The following is a 17,359-nucleotide window of genomic DNA, read 5'->3' on the forward strand; positions in this document are numbered from 1 at the left end:
GTAAACTCCCTCCTTTTTCACCTTCCCCACGGAGTTCGCCTTGCGTCTGTTTCACACCTCCGACTGGCACCTTGGCCAAAACCTCCACGGCCAGGAACGCGACTTCGAACACGCCTGCTTCCTCGAGTGGCTGCTGCGCCAGATCGCGGCCCAGCAACCCGATGTGCTGTTGATCGCCGGCGATATCTTCGACACGGTCAACCCGCCGCTCAAGGCCCAGGAGCGCCTGTACGATTTCATCATCAGCGCCCACGAACAAAATCCCAAGCTGACCATTGTGATGATCGCCGGCAACCACGACTCCGGCTCGCGGATCGAACTGCCCGCGCCGTTGATGCGACGCCTGCGCACCCATGCGCTGGGCCGCGTGCTGTGGCTGGACGACGGCCAGCTGGACGCCGAACGCCTGCTGATTCCCCTGCCGGATGCCAAGGGCAAGGTCGCCGCGTGGTGCCTGGCGCTGCCGTTCCTGCGCCCGGCGGAAGTCACCGGTGCCCACCTGGGTGACGACTACCTGCACGGTATCGGCCAGGTCCATGAGTGGCTGATCGCGGCGGCCAACGCCAAACGCAAGAAAGGCCAGGCGTTGATTGCCATCAGCCATGCACACATGGCCGGCGGTTCGGTATCGGAAGACTCCGAGCGCAGCCTGATCATCGGCAATGCCGAGGCGCTGCCGGCCAAACTGTTCGATAAAAGTGTCGGCTATGTTGCCCTCGGGCATTTGCACAAGCCGCAAAAGGTCAATGGCGAGGAGCGCATTCGCTACAGCGGCTCGCCGATACCGCTGTCATTTTCCGAAATTGGCTATAAGCACCAGATCCTCGACGTGACGTTCCAGGGCGAACGACTGGTCAGCGTCGAACCGCTGCTGATTCCCCGCTCGGTCAACCTGCAACGCCTGGAAGCCGCGCCCCTGGCCGACATCCTCAAGGCCCTGGCAGAGTTGCCCGACATCGACCTGCTCGCCGAAACCCAGCGTCACCCCTGGCTGGAAGTGCGCGTACGCCTCGACGAGCCGCAACCGGACCTGCGCCAACAGATCGAAACCGCCCTGCAAGGCAAGGCCGTGCGCCTGGTGCGCATCGCCGCCGAATACGCCGGCCAAGGCCGTCGAGACGACAGCAACGAAGACGCACTGATCGAACTCGACCAGCTCACGCCCCAGGAATTGTTCAGCCGTGCCTGGCAGGACAGCTACGGCAGTGAAGTAGATGAACAGACCTTGAAGGATTTCGCCGTGCTGCTCCAGGAAGTGCAACAGGCAGGTGAACAGCCATGAAGATTCTTGCCATCCGCCTGAAAAACCTCGCCTCCCTGGCCGGCCCGTTCGAGATCGACTTTACCGCCGAGCCCCTGGCCAGTGCCGGGCTGTTCGCGATTACCGGGCCGACCGGCGCCGGTAAAAGCACCCTGCTCGATGCCCTGTGCCTGGCGTTGTTTGGCGCCGTGCCACGCCTGGGCGATACCGGCCAGGCCAAGATGCCGGATGCCGACAGCGATATTTCCATCGGCGATCCACGCACCCTGATCCGTCGCGGCACCGGTGGCGGGTATGCCGAGGTGGATTTTGTCGGTGTCAGCGGCCGTCGCTACCGTGCGCGCTGGGAAGCCAATCGCGCCCGCGACAAGGCCAGCGGCAAGTTGCAGAACAGTCGGCAAAGCCTGATCGACCTGGACAGCGACCAACTGCTGGCCAGCCAGAAGACCGAATACAAGACCCAGCTGGAACTGGCCCTGGGCCTGAACTTCGAGCAGTTCACCCGCGCCGTGTTGCTGGCGCAAAGCGAGTTCAGCGCTTTTCTCAAGGCCAACGACAATGAGCGCAGTGAACTGCTGGAAAAGCTCACCGATACAGCGCTGTACACCCAGCTCGGCCGCCGCGCGTTCGATAAGGCCAAGGAGGCCAAGGATACGCACAAACACCTGCAGGACCAGGCCACCGGCGTGGTGCCCCTGGCCCCCGAGGCGCGCGCCGAATTGGACCGGCAATTCGACGCGGCCCAGCAACAGCTCAAGACCCAACAGGCGCAGCTCAAGCAATTGGAGTTACAGCACACCTGGCTCAAGGAACTGCGCGAATGGCAGGACCGCCAGCGCAGTGCCACGGAGCAGCTCCAGCGTGCGCAAGCGGAGTGGGACAACCAGGTCACGCAGCGCCAGGACCTGAGCCGCCTTGACCAACTGGCACCGCAACGCCATCAGTTTGCACGCAAGGCTGAACTGCTCACCTTGCTGACGCCCCTGGCCGCGCAGATTCAGCGGCACACCGAGCAACAGGTCGAACTGCATACCCGCCAGGCGCAACTGCAACAACAGCAGACCGCGGCCCAGACCGCGCTGGTTGACGCACAGCAGCAACAAACCGCCGCCGCGCCCCTGCTACGCCAAGCCTTCGATGCGCAAAACACCCTCGCCCACCTGACCGAGAGCCTGGGCAAATTTGCGTCTGAAAAACAGTTGGCGCAAACCGCCTGCACTGAAGGTCAAGCCAACTTGAATGGCTTGCTCGACAAGCAAAAACAAGTCGACGAGCGCCTGCAACGCCTCGCCGCCGAACTGGAGCGCAGCAGCGCACTCGCGCCGTTGGGCGATGCCTGGAACGCCTACCGCGATCGCTTGCAACAGTTGATGCTGATCGGTAATCGCCTGAAAAAAGGCCAGGCCGAACTGCCACAACTTGAACAGCGTGCGACCAGCGCCGCAGAAAAATTTGCCCAGCAACGCGAAGCCCTCGACCTGCTGTATCAAGAAGCCGGCGCCGAACCCCATGCCGTGGCCGAACAGGTGCAACTGCTGGCCAGCCTGTTGCAGGACAATCGCAAGCAGCAGCGCGCCTTCGAAGACCTGTCACGCCTGTGGGACAGCCAGCAGCAGCTGGAACAGCAAGCCGTTGCCCTCACGCAAAAGCTCGCCGATGCCGCCCGGCAACGCGACCATCTGAACCAGACCGGCCTGCAAACCAAGGCCGAGCTGGCCGTGGCTGAACAGACCCTGACGGTGACCAAGCAACTCTTGGAGCGCCAGCGCCTGGCGCGCAGTGCCAGCGTCGAGGAATTGCGCGAACAATTGCAGGACGGCCAGCCCTGCCCGGTGTGCGGCAGCCACGAGCACCCGTACCACCAGCCCGAAGCCCTGCTGCACAGCCTCGGGCGCCACGACGACAACGAAGAGGCCACGGCGCAGAAAGCGGTCGATACCCTCAAGGAAAAACTCACTGAACTGCGCGGTGAAGTCGGCGGCCTGATCGCCCAGCAAAAAGAATTCCTGCAACAACAGGAACACCTGGTCACCCAACAGCAGGCGCTCCAGCCCAGCCTGGACGCGCACCCACTGGCGGCCTCGCTGTTCAATCAGGATGCAACCAAACGCAGCCATTGGTTGGCCCAGCAACTCAGCCAACTGAGCCAAAGCATCACCCAGGACGAACAACGCCAGGGCGCCCTGCTCAACCTGCAGCAAAACGCCGGGCGCTTGCAGCAACAACTGCAAGCCGCCCAGGACGCCAGCCAGCAGGCGCGCCAATTGCTGGTGGACCAGCAACGCGAGCTGTCCAACGACCGCGAGCGTCTTGATGAAGAACTCAACGCCTTCGCCAGCCTGCTCCCCGCCGACCCCCTGGAAGGCCTGCGCAGCGACCCGGCCGCGACCTTTATGCAGTTGGACCAGCAGGTCAGCCAACGCCTTGAACAACTGGGCCATCAGAAGGATGAGCTGGCCGAGCAGCAGGAACGCCAGCAGGCCATCGAGAAAGAGCACACGCACCAGCAGCATCGCCAACAGCAACTCGAGGCCCTGAACCAACAATTTACCGAGCTGGCCGCGCAGCAACAGGCCGCCCAGGAAAAGCTCGGGGCCTTGCTGGGCGAGCACGCCAGCGCCGAACACTGGCAACAACAACTGGAACACGCCGTGGTGCAGGCACGCCAGAGCGAGACGGACGCCAACCAGCAGTTGCAGGACATCCGCAACCAACTGATCCAGTTGGCCGCCGACCTCAAGGCCCAGCAGGAGCGCGAGCACGCTTTCGAAGCCGAACAGCACAGCCTGGATGCCCGCACCACCGAATGGCGCGCCCTGCACCCCGAGCTGGATGACGAGGGCCTGGCGCGTCTGCTGGCGTTCGATGACACACACATCGCCACGCTGCGCGAACATCTGCACAGCAGCGAAAAAGCCGTCGAGCAAGCCAAGGTATTGCTGCAGGAACGCGAACAACGCCTCGCCGAACACCAGGCCCTGCACAATGGCAACCTGGACGCCGAACAACTCGACGGCGCCCTGGCTGCGCTCAATCAACACTTGGCCGACGGCGAAAAACACTGCGCCGAACTGCGCGCGCGTCAGTCCGAAGACCAGCGTCGCCAGGACGCCAACAGTGCCCTGGCCGAACAGATCGCCAAGGCCTATGACGAGTGGCAACGCTGGGCACGCCTGAACGCACTGATCGGCTCGGCCACCGGCGACACCTTCCGCAAGATCGCCCAGGCCTACAACCTCGACCTGCTGGTGCACCACGCCAACGTGCAACTGCGCCAACTGGTGCGCCGCTACCGTCTCAAGCGCGGCGGCAGCATGTTGGGCCTGCTGGTGATGGACACGGAAATGGGCGATGAACTGCGCTCGGTGCATTCGTTGTCCGGCGGCGAGACGTTCCTGGTATCCCTGGCCTTGGCCCTGGGCCTGGCATCGATGGCGTCCAGCACCTTGAAGATCGAATCGCTGTTTATCGACGAAGGATTTGGCAGCCTCGACCCCGAGTCCCTGCAATTGGCCATGGACGCCCTCGACGGCTTGCAGGCCCAGGGGCGCAAGGTGGCGGTGATCTCCCACGTGCAGGAAATGCACGAGCGCATCCCGGTGCAGATCCAGGTCAAGCGCCAGGGCAATGGCCTGAGCACCCTGGAGGTCAAGTGAGCGAGGCGCTGCTGTATTCGTTCCGGCGCTGCCCCTATGCGATGCGCGCACGCCTGGCGCTGCGCTATTCGGGGGTGGCGGTGCGGATTGTCGAGGTGAGCCTCAAGGCCAAGCCGGCCGAGATGCTGGCACTGTCGCCCAAGGGCACGGTGCCGGTGCTGGTGGTGGATGGCGAGGTAATCGACGAGAGCCTGGCGATCATGCAATGGGCCCTGGCCCGGCATGATCCGGATAACTGGTTATTGCAGGGCGATCCGGCGGTACTTGAGCTGATCGCCGAGAACGATTCAACCTTCAAGCATCACTTGAATCGATACAAGTACCCCGAACGCTATCCCGAGCAGCCGATGGAACACTATCGAGCCGAAGGCGAGGTGTTCTTGCAGAAGCTCGAGGGGTTGCTGGCCACTCGCGCCTATCTGCTGGCCGACCACCCTGGCCTGGCGGACATGGCGCTGGCGCCGTTTATACGGCAGTTTGCCCACGTGGACCGCGAATGGTTTGCCGGTACGCCGTACAAAGCGTTGCAACGCTGGTTGGAAGGCTTCCTGCAATCCCCCCTGTTTATCGACGTGATGGCGAAGGCTTAGCCTTCGATCAGGCTTAACAACCGCTCCCGAGCGATCTCCGGTTCGCCGTCCGTCAATTGCACGGATGACAGGATCGGGGTGGAATAAAGGGCGAGGATAAGTGCGGCGAGTCGAAGTGCCATGCTGTCGATTCCATAAAAGAGCGCGTCAATATTTAAGCGTCAATTTAAACATATGGCAATGCGCCATTACCTCATTTTTACTTCGACAGATGCACAAACGCCAAACCACTCGAACGCGCGTTTACGTTCCAGTGGTTTGGCGTCTGCTTGTGTGCAGGGTCAATCAGCGCTCATTGCTGGGTCTTGTGATCCAGGGCGGCGTAGAAGTTGGCGCTTTGTTGCAGGTATTTCTGGGTGTAGGCGCTGGTGCTGGATTTTTTGCCGCTGACTTCCACGCTCGCGGCGGCAGGCAGGGCCACGGTAGCGGAAACGGCGGAGGCGGCGATGACGGAGAAGAGATTCAAGTTCATGTCGGTAACCCTTATGTTCGTTCGGTTGGGTGGCCGGGGAAGGCCTTGGAACCCAACTTACGCCCGAGGGTTGAACCTTAGAAATGCTTTGAAACAGTAGCCGCTATTAATACAATTAATACTAAGGGTCAGGCCCCGCATGGCGGGGCCTGTGGCTTATTGACGCACCAGGAACTTGAGGTCGCTGGGGGCATCGATCGGCAGTTTCTGCACGGTTTTACCCAGCAGGCCGGTCTTGGGGTCACGTTCGACCACCACGATTTCGTTGCTCTTCTGGTTGGCGATCAGCAGGAACTTGCCGCTCGGATCGAGGCTGAACTCCCGCGGGTGGTCGCCTTCGACGTTGCGGCGCTGCAGCTCCTTGAGGTGGGCGGTGGCCGGGTCCACGCCAAATACGATGATCTGGTTGGCGGTGCCGCGATTGCTCACGTACAGGAACTTGCCATCGCTGGAGGCGTGCAGTGCGGCGCCGGCCTTGTCGGATACCGGTTGGCCGGCGGCGAAGTCCACCAATTGCGTCTGACTGAGCTTGCCATCGGTGTAATCGAAGACCGCGACCTGGGCGCTCATCTCGGTGGTCAGCCAGGCATGCTTGCCATCGGCGCTGAACAACAGGTGCCGCGGGCCGCTGCCCGGTGGCAGTGGCACAAAGGCCGGATCGGCCGGGGTCAGCGGCAGCTCGTGGTTGGCCTTGGGGTCGTAGCGATAGGCGAACAGCTTGTCCGCGCCCAGGTCCTGCACAAACACGTACTTGCCATCCGGCGACGACACCACCGAATGCACATGGTTGGAGGCCTGGCGCTCAGGGTTCACGCGACTGGCCGGGTGTGCGCTCAACTGCACCGGTGCCGACAGCTTGCCCTCGGCATCCACCGGCAGCACCGCCAGGCTACCGCCCGGATCTTCCAGCACCGAATAGTTGGCGACGAACAGGTAGCGCCCATCCGCCGCGACGCTGGAATGGGTCGGCTCGTTGCCCAGGCTCTGCACCTGATTGACCAGGGTGAGCTGATGATTCTTCGGGTCGATGCGGTAGCTGCTGACGCGGCCGACCGGGTCTTGCTGGCCCGGGCCGTTTTCATTGACCACAAACAGGTGCTTCTGGTCTTTGGAGACGGTCAGCCACGAAGGGTTGGCGGACTTCGCCGCCAGTACCGGCTTGCCTTGGAACTGCCCGGTGCGGCTGTCGAATTGCAGGCGATAAATGCCTTCGCTGGAGCCGGCGGTGTAGCTGCCCACCAGCAACTCATAGGTGTCCGCCGGTGCAGCCTGCACCGACATCGCCCCCACACTGCCGGCCATCAGCAGCGGCCAGAATTTACGCATCATCATGCTCGTCTTCCTCGTCGTTATTGTTGCCGGTGAAGGCGGCCATGCACACCAGGCGGTGCTCGCCCGAATCACCGGTGAGGGTCCAGCTTTGCAAGGCATCATCAAAGGTCGCGGCCTGCACCTGTGCCAGGCTGAAGGACCAACGTTTCTCGGCCCGGCCGTCCATGCTCTTGATCAGCAGCTGTTGATCGTCGAGGCTGAAATCAAAGGCATGCAGCCCATCGATTTCGAGCATGTCGCTGGTGTGGAGTTCAGTAAGCAGGGAAGCGGCAGTCATCAGGCTCATTCATCGCTGGAAAAAACGCTGATGATAGGCCAATCCGGCCACGCCGTCGTGTCGCGATAGCGGGCTACCGCACGGCAGCGGCCGGCGCTTGCCATTCTGGGGGCGAACTCCCCCACAGAATGGAATCTCCTATGCCAGACACTTCAAACGCCCCGCCGGCGGGGCCGCTGTACTACGCACACCGCAGCAACACCCCGGCCCTGGCGGTCGCCCAGCAGTTCGCCACACGCCCGACGTTACGCCAGGTGGTGGAACGGCACCTGCACGAACGCCTGCAGGAACAGTTCCCGGCGCTGCCCCTGGACGTGCCCACCCTCAAGCTGGCCACCCCCAACCAGCGGCGCGGCTGGGACCTCAGGCGCTTGACCGATGTGGTCCTCGAGCACCTGGGCAATGGTACGGCCCTGAACCTGACCCAGGTGGTCGACCAACGCCGCTGCTTCCTGTCCCAGCGCCCGCCCTCGCGCTTGACCTATGAGGCCAATGGTCCCCGCGAGCCGGACATGGCGGTGATCGAACGGCTGATCCTGGACCTGGCCTTCACCCTGCCCATCGCTTTTCAGCAAGCCCTGGCCACCTATTGGAACGGCGCTGCCGACACCGGCACCAGCCGCTGGCAATGGCTTGGCGATCTACTGGCGGACACCCTCAAAAGCAGCGCCAGCCTGCTGCCCGCCGGCACACCTCGGAACATGCTGGACAGCGTGACCCGCCAGCCTGACCGGCGTGAACGCCAGGCCGGGGCCAGTGGTTTTGTGCATGCTTACTGCCTGGAAGCCTGTGTGATCCGACACGGCCGTGAAGCCCGCCTGCTGAGCAGCGACCTGCTGTTGGTGCAAGGCCACCAGGCCTTGCTGTGCCAGGCGTCGGGCAGCGTCGAGCCATTCGCCTCACTGGAGGTCTTCACCCAGGCCTGGGGCCAGCGCCTGAGCCAGCGGTTGCAGGTCGACAAGGTGGTGGTCAGGCGCTACGAGCCCGATGGCAATCTCTTCGATACCCAGGCCGCCCTGTTGCTCAACCAGCAACTGGATGACCTCGAAGCCATCGCCCTGCCCGCCTCCGACGGCGTGCGCAGCCTGGAGCAGCGTTTTGCCCTGGCGACAGACCCCAGCGCCGTCTTTGTCGCTGCGCCGGCACCCGACCCGACACATCGGGACGCCATCCAGACGGCGTTGCCCGCCTGGCTGCAGAGCGCCAATGCCCAGCAGCGTTTCGCCTATCGCCAAGGGCTGTTGGAACAGGCAGGCCTGCAGCGCCAACAGGCCGGGGCGTCGTTCCTGGACGGGGTCGAGAGCCTGCCGGCCTTTGCCTCCCGCACCCTGCGCGAGCAGATGCGCCGCGACCACCCCGACTCCAGCGTGGAACCGGACAACCTGCGGCTGACTTTCCATGTCCCGGTGGGTGACTTGCACAGCGGCTACCTGGCACCGGTGACCCTGGGCCTGACCGAGCTGGCGATCAAGAACCTCGCCGCCGCGCCGCACGGCCGCATGACCTTGCAGGACACGTCCGGGGCCGCCCTCCCGGCCTGGCTGACCGAGGACTATATCCTCGGGGAAAAAGGCCTGTTCCACAGCACGCCCGGCCTGATCCGCCAAGTGGATATCGGCCGGCGCTACCCGCAACAACTGCGCGACCTGCTGCTGGGCGACAACCCGCAGGTGCGCCGGCGTGAGACGCTGTTCGGCCAGGCGCTGACCGTGCAACTGCCGCACCAGGCCCTGGAATTGGCGATTCGAGGGCAACAGGGCTTCAGCTTCCTGGGGTATCGCTACGTCAAGGCGGTGCTGCACGCCAGCGCGGCGGGGCGCGTGGTCGACACCCTCGACATCGTGATGCGCCCGCTGGCCTTCGCCCGCAAGCCCGCTGCCGTGCCGGATATCGTCGGCAACATGTTTATCATCGAACCCCGTGACATCGACGCCGGGCCGTCGATTCTCTATCGCCCGCTGTACTCTGACGCGTTGCAGCAATTCGCCAGCCGCGCGGCCCTGTTCGACGCCATCGCCCAGCCCGGTGCACTGCAAGACAGCGTGCTGGCCTGGATGAGCGACAAGGCCCGGCCGATCTACAGCCATGGCGGCTTCCGCAGCCCGCATATCCTGCGCTTCGGCCAGGGCGACGACACGGTGCAGTGGCCGGCGCCGCCGCCCGCGCAGTTGGTACAGGAGTTCAATGGCAGCGAAGTCGAGGGTTCCCTGGCGCAATGCCTGGCCACCGGCAACCTGACCCAGTACCTCTACGGCAGCAACGCCCGGGCGCTGGTGGACCTGGCGGACCGCGACGCGGTGTCCAATGCCGAAAGCCGTTGGGCGGTGTTGCTCGAAGGTGGCTGGCTGCTGTTCAACGCCCTGCTGTTGCCGCTGCTGCGCGGGCCGGCGCTGGTTGCAGGCTGGATGGTGCAACTGGCGGTCAGCCTGCGGCACGATATGGCCGCCCTGCACGGCGACGACGCCGCCGCCCGCGAGCTGGCCTGGGTCGACGTGCTGCTCAACATCGGCCTGATCCTGCTGCACATGGCCCCCCGGCAACACCCGACCCTCGAGTTACCCTCGGAGCCCGCCTTGCCGGCCACCCTCGCGGCCCTGCAGCGCCCGCCAGGCCTTGCGCCACTTCCGGTCACCCCAGTGGAACTGGGGCCGGTGGGCCTGCCCGCGGAGCCGCCGGCCGGCGACCGCACCCTGGTTGACTTTGTCCATTCCAACGCCCGCGACGCCAGCCGCCGGCGCCTGCTCGAAGCCCTGCGCGAACTGCATGTGCCATGGCCGGTGCCGGCCCCCGAGCCGCTGGACGCCGGTGTGTTCAAAGGGCTGTACCGCATCGACCAGCAATGGCATGCCTCGGTGGGCGGCCTGCTGTTTCGGGTAAACATCGCAGCGGACCTGGGTGAGGTGTGGCTGATCCATCCGCAAAAACCGCAGCATCCAGGCTTCGTGCTGGTGCGCAATGCCCAGGGCCAATGGGGCCTGGACCTGGGTCTGAAACTGCGCGGCGGCGGGCCGAAAAACCGCCTCAAGGCCAAGCTGGCGCACATCGACCAGCAGCGCACCCAAGCGTCGGAGGAGATCAATCGCATCAGTGATGAGGTCAGCGGCCTGATCAAACGCCTGCAGCCTATCGACCAGGTGCTGGATGCCGCCCGGCAGAAGTTCGAGCAGGCCCATAACGCCTTGGGTTTGGCCCGCACCCGCTTGCGCGGCGCACCTGACGACCCGGCGCGGGTGGCCGAGCACCTCGCCAGCGTCGCCCAGCGCTCCCGGGCCAGGGCCGGGTTCCAGGTGTTTCAGGAGCGCTTCGACGCGGCCGCCGCCGAGTTGCTGCAACAGCGGCGCGCCTTGATCGAGGCCTACGGGCGGATGAAAGCCGTGGACAGCCGCTTCGACTACGAAGGGCAGTGTGTGGAGCAATACCAGTCGATCCTGGCCACCGATGAAATTCGCGTCAGCCAGTTGTCGTCCCTGTACCTGGCCACGTTTGTGTCCGAGCAGGGCGAATCGCTGATCGAGCTGCAAGGCAGCGCCCAGGATGTGCAGGCGCTGCGCTATGTCAACGACCTGCTGGAAACCAACTTTGCCGTGTCCGAGCGCCATGCCCAGGCGATGATTGCCATCGAGGACACCCTGGAGGCGATGGCCGCACGTTTGAAAACCGGCGCGGCCCAGCGCCTGAATTACCTCAACGGGCATCCCAAGCGCCGGTTCTACAACCGCCTCAATGCCACCCTCGAATCCCTGGATGTGCTCACCGAGTTGAGCATCGACCAAACGATCCCGGCCACTACCCCGCAGGAGCACTATTTCCTCGCGCGCCATGAGCACCTGCAATCCTCCCTGTCTGCCCTGGAAGACTCCCACCTGGACCTGCTGACCACCGAAGGTTTCACTACGACCGAACGCAAGGAGGTGCTGACCAACCTGGTCAGGCATTACAACCGGCGCCTGCAGATTTACCAGAGCCTGCTGGAACTCGACTCACCCCTGGCGCACCCACGCTACATGCCGCTGCTGATCGAGCGGTTGAACACCGTGCGCGACAGCGCCGAGGCCGACCTGGCGGCGCTGCTGCGCGAAGATGAATTCCTGCCGCCGCAACCGGGGGCCTTCAAACCGGTGCGGGTCGCGTCAAGAACCAAACGGGTGTTCAAGTCGCGGGACAAGGGCACCCTGGTGGGTGACCTGGAGCCGGCGCAGCGTGACCAGCCCTTCCCCACCATCGTGACCCGCAACCCCATTACCCAGCAGGTCAGCGGGCGCTTTATGGAGCACCCCAACGAGGGTTGGGTGGAAATTGTCGAGGCCAGGCCAAGCCGTCCCGCCGAGCCATCCCAGGCACCGGCGCTGTCCACACTGCGCGCCCAGGCGCAACGGTTGCAGGAAGAGGTGCCGGCCATCGAGCGCTCCATCGAATTCCAGAAACGCAAACTCAGCGACCCCACGCGTCGCGATGACCTCAACCCGCGTGACTGGCACGACATGCTCGCGCACCAGGCCGAGCGCCTCGACAGCGTCGCGACAGAATTGTCCAGCCACGCGGCCGACAAGCCGGACGTGCTCCAGACCGTCGAGCGCCTGCGCCTGCGCGCCGACGAGTTGCGCGCCCAAGGCCGCCAGCATTGCATCGAAGGCTACAAGGCCCAGCGCCCGCGCCAGGAAAACATCGAGTTCCTGCGCGCCCATGCCGCCGTCGATATCGGCCTGGTCCACGGCCCGCAACGCACCGCCGCCAAGGACTATGTGTCGGAGTTCGCCGTGCGCGAGAAAAACCGCCTCACGGTGCTGTGGTATGCGCACTTTCACTACAGCCAGGCCGACAGCCCGCCGGGCGCTTATGCGGCGGCCCATCTCAAGCGCCCCGAACAGCGGTTTGTCACCCTCCGGGACCTGATCGCCCAGGCCGGGGCAGATAACCGAAGCATCGTGCGCGACCTGTACAACCCGATCACGGCACCGCTGGATCAGCGTCTGTTCCTGAGCCTGCTGCCCGCCTGAAACCCCGCTATGCATGGCATCGCATCGCCTGAAAAGGATTTTTATGCAACTACCTGACCCTATTGCCCACGCCGTCAGCGCACGCTTCACCCAGCGCCCGGCGCTGGAAACCGTGATCCGCGAGCAACTCGCCACGGCCATCGGCGACACGTACCCCAGCCTCAGCCTGGACCTGCGCCGCACCCGCCTGGCCCGGCCCCAACGCCGCGGCTGGCTGCTGCAGCCCTTTATGCCGGTGGTCCACGATGCCCTGGCCAGTGGTGCGCCATTGGATTTCAGCGAGGTCAACGGCTCGCCCTGGTACCTCTCGGACGAGCCGCCCAAACGCCTGAAACTGCCCGGCCTGACCGAGGAAAAACTCGACATGCAGGTCATCGCGAAGCGGGTCGGCGAACTGCCGCAAACGCTGCCCATCGCCCTGCAAAATGCGCTGGCGGCGTATTGGGACACCGGCCCCTGGCACTGGCTGGCCGGCGTCTTGAGAGACACCCTGCGCATCGGCGCCCTGGGCCAGGCCGGCCTGGACCAACCCGCCAGGGAAACCCTGGAACAATTGATCGACTGCCCTGACCGCGAGGCCCGCCTTGCGCGGCATGGCGTGAATGCGGTGTTTGCCTACGCCCTGCAAGCCACCCTCACCCACGCCGAACGCTCGGTCACACGGATGGGGCCGCAGCTGGCATTGATTCGCGCCGTCAACGGCAAGGTCTCGGTGGTGCTGTGTGACCCGCAGCGCACCGCCGAGGCTTTCCCGAGCATGGACGCCCTGGTCCAGGCCTATGGCCAGCGACTGGGCCGCCAGTACCAGGTCGACGACATCCTGATTCAACGCTACGAGCCCGATGGCGATATCTTCGAGCACCAGGCGTCGATGATCCTCGATCGCCAGCTCGAAGACCTCGGCAACCTGCGCCTGCCCACCGGCCAGCCGTTCAGTACCTGGCAGGCGCTGTACGCCGAGATCACCGATCCGGGGCGGTTTTTCCGCGACACGCCCGCCGCCCCGCCCCAGGCCCTGGACACCCTGCGCCAGCACCTGCCGGCCTGGCTGCGCGACGCCGACGCCGACGACCAGGCCACGTATCGGCGCTACGCCCTCGCCATGGCCGGCGCCAAACGGCGCGCGGCGGGACGTACGGCCTTCAGCCAGATCGATGACCTGCGCACCTACACCGTCAAGGCGTTGTTGCAGGCCTTGCAGCAGGATGCCGTGACCCTGGGCAGCTCGGCCCTCGCATTGCCTTCCGTCGGCGCCTTGCACCCCGATGACCTGCAACTGACCTTCACCATTGCCGCCGGCTACCCAGGTACGTCAGGGATCATTCGCCATGAACGCATGAGCCTGACCGACCTGGCCATCGACAACTTGTCCAGCCGTCCCAGCGGCAGCGTGACCCTCACCCACCGCCACGGCCTGCCCCTGCCGGCCTGGCTGACCACCGACTACCTGATGGGAGCCGACGGCCCGGTGGCGCGCGTGGACATCGGCCAGCACTACCCGCGCCTGCTGGAGGCCCATTGGCTGGGTGAAAGCCCCGAGGCACGCCAGCGCGAAACCCTGTTCGCCGAACAACAGGCCGTGCAATTGCCGTTGCTAGCCCTCGAATTGGCCCTCAAGCAACAAGCCGGCCTGAGCGCCAAAGGCGCACGCCTGGTGGCTGCATTGATGGAGCCGGACGCCGCCAACCAGAAGGTCGACCAACAGCCGGTGGTGATCCGTCACCTGGCCCTGCTGTCGGCGCCCGGCGCCCATCCGGACACGGTCAGCGCCATGTACCTGATCGAGCCGCAGGACATCGCCGGCGGCCCCCATTTGTTGTATCGCCCGCTATATGCCGAGGCGCTGCAGGAGTTTGCCAGCCGTGAGGCGCTGCTGGAGGCCATCGCCGAAACCGGGCCGCTGCAGGACAGCGTACTGACCTGGCTGAGTGACAGGGCCCGGCCGATCTACGCCAATGGCGGGTTCCGCGAGCCCCACTCATTACGCTTTGGCCAGGGCGACGAGTTTGCCCCCTTGCACAGGCCGGCGCCGGCCACCCTGGCCGCCGACGGCATCAATGACGAGTTGCAGCAGTGCCTGGTGACCGGGCGCCTGATGACGTATCTGTACAGTGATCACGCCCGGGCCCTGGTCGAACAGGCCAACCGCGAATCGGTGTCCAACAGCGAAAGCCGCTGGCAGGTGCTGCGCGAGGGCAGCAGCCTGTTGTTCGGCAACCTGTTGCTTCCGCTGCTGCGTGGGCCGGCCATGCTGACCGGCTGGCTGTGGGGCCTGATGGCCAGCCTGGGCGAGGACATTCCGGCGCTGGCCTCCGAAGACCCGCAAGCGCGCGAATTGGCCAGCGTCGACCTGCTGCTCAACCTGGGGTTGCTGTTGTTCGAAACCGTGCCCGTGGTCACCCCCGCGTCCCCCGAGCTGGCGGCCGGGCTCAAGGACCAAGCGTTGCCCCCGCCCCTGGCCCCGTGGATCGCCGAGCAGTGGCCGCAACCGCCCCCGCCCGCCATCCGCGAAGGCGCGGTTATCCTGCCCGGTGCGCTGGAGCGGGTGGACAACAGCGTGCTGGACTTGAGTTTTACCCAGGCTCGCCCGCGCCTGACCACGATCCAGCGCCGCCGCCTCGCCAGTTTCAGCACCCCTCGCCCAACGCCCCTGCCCCAACCGGTGTTGAACGGGCCCCGCCGCGGGCTCTACCCCGTCGAAAACAGCTGGCATGCCCTGGTGGAAGACGCGTGGCTGCAGGTTGCCCTGGAGCCAACGGGCGATATCCGTGTGGTGATGCCTGGCGACGCGCCCCAGAGCGGCCCGTACTTGCGCACTGACGGCCACGGGGTGTGGTCGGTTGACACCCGCCTGCGCCTGCGTGGCGGCATGCCGCCCAAACGGATTGCCGCCGAACGCCAGCGCCAGGCGCAGCGCATCAGCGAACTGAAGAAGAGCTTCGAACAGTTCGTCCAGGCACAGGTGACCGTGCAGAGTCAGCTCGACGTGATCCTGGCGGTGATGACCAGAACCGCGGAGGACCCACGTTTCACCGAAGCGCAGCAAGCCGACAGTCGTAAACGATTCGATACCGCACTGCTGGAACAGACCCAGGCTTACCAGCAGCAACTGGACAGCCTGCCGGAACGCAGCAGGCTGGGGATTGCCCTGCCGCCCCGGTCGGTGGCGAGCCTGCTGGAAAACATTGTCAACAACGCGCGCAAACATGTGGTGGTGGCCGAAAAAGACCGCGCAGCGCTCTACCGCAACCACCCGCGCTTCACCACCAAGGGAGGCCGCCTGGCCGAAGCGGTGCTGACCGATTTCCCGGCCTACCGCCAGTTCATCCGCGCAATGATTGCCATCAATGAACGCTCGGCGTACTGGCTCGAACTGCGCGATCGCTACCTCGACCAGCTGTTCAACCTGGGCACCGCCAGCGCGGAAGACTACATTCGCCTGACCGCGGAACGCCCCCAGGAAATCAGCGTGCTGGCCGTCAAGGACCTGCTGATGCGCAACTATGAGCTGATGACCCACAAACACCCTGATCACCCTTTGGTGGGCGTGCTGATCGATATCCTTGAGCCGCTCCAGGAGCACTTGCGTACCCACAGTGACCTGAACGACCTGGAACTGTCGGCAGAGGAACGCGTCAACGTGCTGGAAAGCCTGGTGGAGCACTATGGTCGGGGGCTGGACTCGTTGCAGGGGGTTGGCATCGTCAACGCCGATGAGTTCGACGGCGACTATTTCGCCAAGCTGGTCAAGTTGGTGGAGGAGCTGTACCAGGAGGCCGCCAGGCAGCTGGCCAGTGAAATCAAGCCGCTTGCCCAACCCGCCCCGCGCCCGAGCCGGCGTAGCCCGACGGCGGTGGGCAGACCGCAGAAAAAGGTCATCCGCACCTCGAAAAAAGGCACTTTTATCGGCGAGGTCAAACCGCTGGGTACGCTGGAAACCGTGGAGGTTCGCTCGGAAGTCACGGGCGAGGTGCTGGGCACCTACTCGCAACGGGGCGAACAATGGATCGAGTTCAAGGAGTCGCCGCCCTCACCCACCGCGCCGACTGCCCGCAGCCTGAGCCTGGTCAGGGGAGAAGCGCGCAAACTGCTGGGCATGCTGGAAGAACACCTGAAACGCGGCGATCAATACAAGAAAATCTCCCGGCATCCGGAAGAGGTCCAGGAGGTGCTGCAGTATGAGTCGGTACGCTACGACAAGTTGGCGACCGAACTGCACCAGGCCATCCAGGCCCAATCGGCCGAGGCCCGCACGCTCGCGGACCAGAACCTGGAGCGTGACATGCGCCAGGCGGCGGCACGCCTGAGTGAGCGCGGCCTGGCCCTGCGTATTCAACTGTGCCTTGAGCTCCCCCCTACCCACGGCAGCCTGGAGTTCCTGATCGAGCAAAAGCGCGCGAACATGGCGCTGCTGGGCGAGCGTATCCAGCTGAGCGGTGAACGAAGGGACTTTGTCCAGGAATATGCGATCAACGACCAGGGTGGCTACCCCTTGTGGTACGCCCACTTCCACTATCCGGCAGCCGACACGCCCAAGCAGGCCTACACCGCCGCCCACCTGAAGACCCGCGAACAGCGCCGGGTCAGTTACTACTCGCAACTGGCCAGGGCCCAAAGCCCACAGGCCGTGGTGGATGTGCATCGCGGCTTGATCGGCAAGGCGCTGGCGCAGCGCTGGTTCCTGCCGCTGGCCCGCTGATAAGACTGTGGCAGGCCCGCTTGTTGTAGCGAGGGGACTTGCCACAATGCCAGGTAGGAGCGAGCTTGCTCGCGA

9 protein-coding genes are annotated in these 17,359 nt (G+C 64.7%); 5 read left to right on the plus strand and 4 right to left on the minus strand.

All coding sequences use genetic code 11. The annotated features are described in order from the left end of the window. Positions 1–40 precede the first annotated feature (40 nt). From J3D60_RS07595 to J3D60_RS07605, 3 genes are read left to right on the plus strand one after another with little or no spacing between them, the layout of a single operon-like run. The gene (locus J3D60_RS07595; protein ID WP_253490723.1) at positions 41–1,282 is read left to right on the plus strand and encodes an exonuclease SbcCD subunit D C-terminal domain-containing protein; all 1,242 of its coding nucleotides are present in this window, start codon (positions 41–43) and stop codon (positions 1,280–1,282) included. After that, positions 1,279–4,917 carry an AAA family ATPase gene (locus J3D60_RS07600; protein ID WP_253490725.1) on the plus strand — a complete coding sequence of 1,213 codons (3,639 nt, stop codon included), beginning with the start codon at positions 1,279–1,281 and terminating at the stop codon, positions 4,915–4,917. Before J3D60_RS07595 ends, J3D60_RS07600 begins: the two co-directional genes overlap by 4 nt. Further along, entirely contained in the window at positions 4,914–5,507 is a 594-nt protein-coding gene (locus tag J3D60_RS07605) for a glutathione S-transferase (protein WP_253490727.1), read from the plus strand. The genes J3D60_RS07600 and J3D60_RS07605 overlap by 4 nt, the downstream gene beginning before the upstream one ends. Here the strand turns inward: J3D60_RS07605 and J3D60_RS31275 are convergent. From J3D60_RS31275 to J3D60_RS07620, 4 genes are all read right to left on the minus strand, one after another. Next, positions 5,504–5,629: a hypothetical protein gene (locus J3D60_RS31275; protein ID WP_256097795.1), complete on the minus strand. Its 126-nt coding sequence runs from the start codon at positions 5,627–5,629 to the stop codon at positions 5,504–5,506. The genes J3D60_RS07605 and J3D60_RS31275 overlap by 4 nt on opposite strands. Before the next feature lie 170 nt (positions 5,630–5,799). After that, positions 5,800–5,979, minus strand: coding sequence for a hypothetical protein (locus tag J3D60_RS07610; protein WP_027608577.1), 180 nt, complete (start codon positions 5,977–5,979; stop codon positions 5,800–5,802). 156 nt (positions 5,980–6,135) lie between these two features. Next, positions 6,136–7,311, minus strand: coding sequence for a lactonase family protein (locus tag J3D60_RS07615; RefSeq protein ID WP_253490729.1), 1,176 nt, complete (start codon positions 7,309–7,311; stop codon positions 6,136–6,138). Next, positions 7,298–7,588, minus strand: coding sequence for a DUF5629 family protein (locus J3D60_RS07620; protein ID WP_065942019.1), 291 nt, complete (start codon positions 7,586–7,588; stop codon positions 7,298–7,300). Before J3D60_RS07620 ends, J3D60_RS07615 begins: the two co-directional genes overlap by 14 nt. Positions 7,589–7,728: 140 nt before the next feature. Between J3D60_RS07620 and J3D60_RS07625 the strand changes: the two genes are divergently transcribed. Both J3D60_RS07625 and J3D60_RS07630 read left to right on the plus strand, forming a co-directional pair. Further along, entirely contained in the window at positions 7,729–12,585 is a 4,857-nt protein-coding gene (locus tag J3D60_RS07625; protein WP_253490731.1) for a hypothetical protein, read from the plus strand. 43 nt (positions 12,586–12,628) lie between these two features. After that, positions 12,629–17,284 (plus strand): hypothetical protein, encoded by a 4,656-nt coding sequence (locus J3D60_RS07630; protein WP_253490733.1) that lies wholly within the window; start codon positions 12,629–12,631, stop codon positions 17,282–17,284. Positions 17,285–17,359 lie beyond the last annotated feature (75 nt).

The organism is Pseudomonas sp. S3E17, from assembly GCF_024168685.1.
Taxonomy (GTDB): domain Bacteria; phylum Pseudomonadota; class Gammaproteobacteria; order Pseudomonadales; family Pseudomonadaceae; genus Aquipseudomonas; species Aquipseudomonas marginalis.

What these genes read in the sequence shown, in the direction of transcription:
- J3D60_RS07600 (WP_253490725.1), top strand. Translation starts at nt 1,279, where the DNA reads ATGAAGATTCTTGCCATCCGCCTGAAAAACCTCGCCTCCCTGGCCGGC.
- J3D60_RS31275 (WP_256097795.1), bottom strand. Translation starts at nt 5,629, where the DNA reads ATGGCACTTCGACTCGCCGCACTTATCCTCGCCCTTTATTCCACCCCG.
- J3D60_RS07610 (WP_027608577.1), bottom strand. Translation starts at nt 5,979, where the DNA reads ATGAACTTGAATCTCTTCTCCGTCATCGCCGCCTCCGCCGTTTCCGCT.
- J3D60_RS07615 (WP_253490729.1), bottom strand. Translation starts at nt 7,311, where the DNA reads ATGATGATGCGTAAATTCTGGCCGCTGCTGATGGCCGGCAGTGTGGGG.
- J3D60_RS07620 (WP_065942019.1), bottom strand. Translation starts at nt 7,588, where the DNA reads ATGACTGCCGCTTCCCTGCTTACTGAACTCCACACCAGCGACATGCTC.
- J3D60_RS07625 (WP_253490731.1), top strand. Translation starts at nt 7,729, where the DNA reads ATGCCAGACACTTCAAACGCCCCGCCGGCGGGGCCGCTGTACTACGCA.
- J3D60_RS07630 (WP_253490733.1), top strand. Translation starts at nt 12,629, where the DNA reads ATGCAACTACCTGACCCTATTGCCCACGCCGTCAGCGCACGCTTCACC.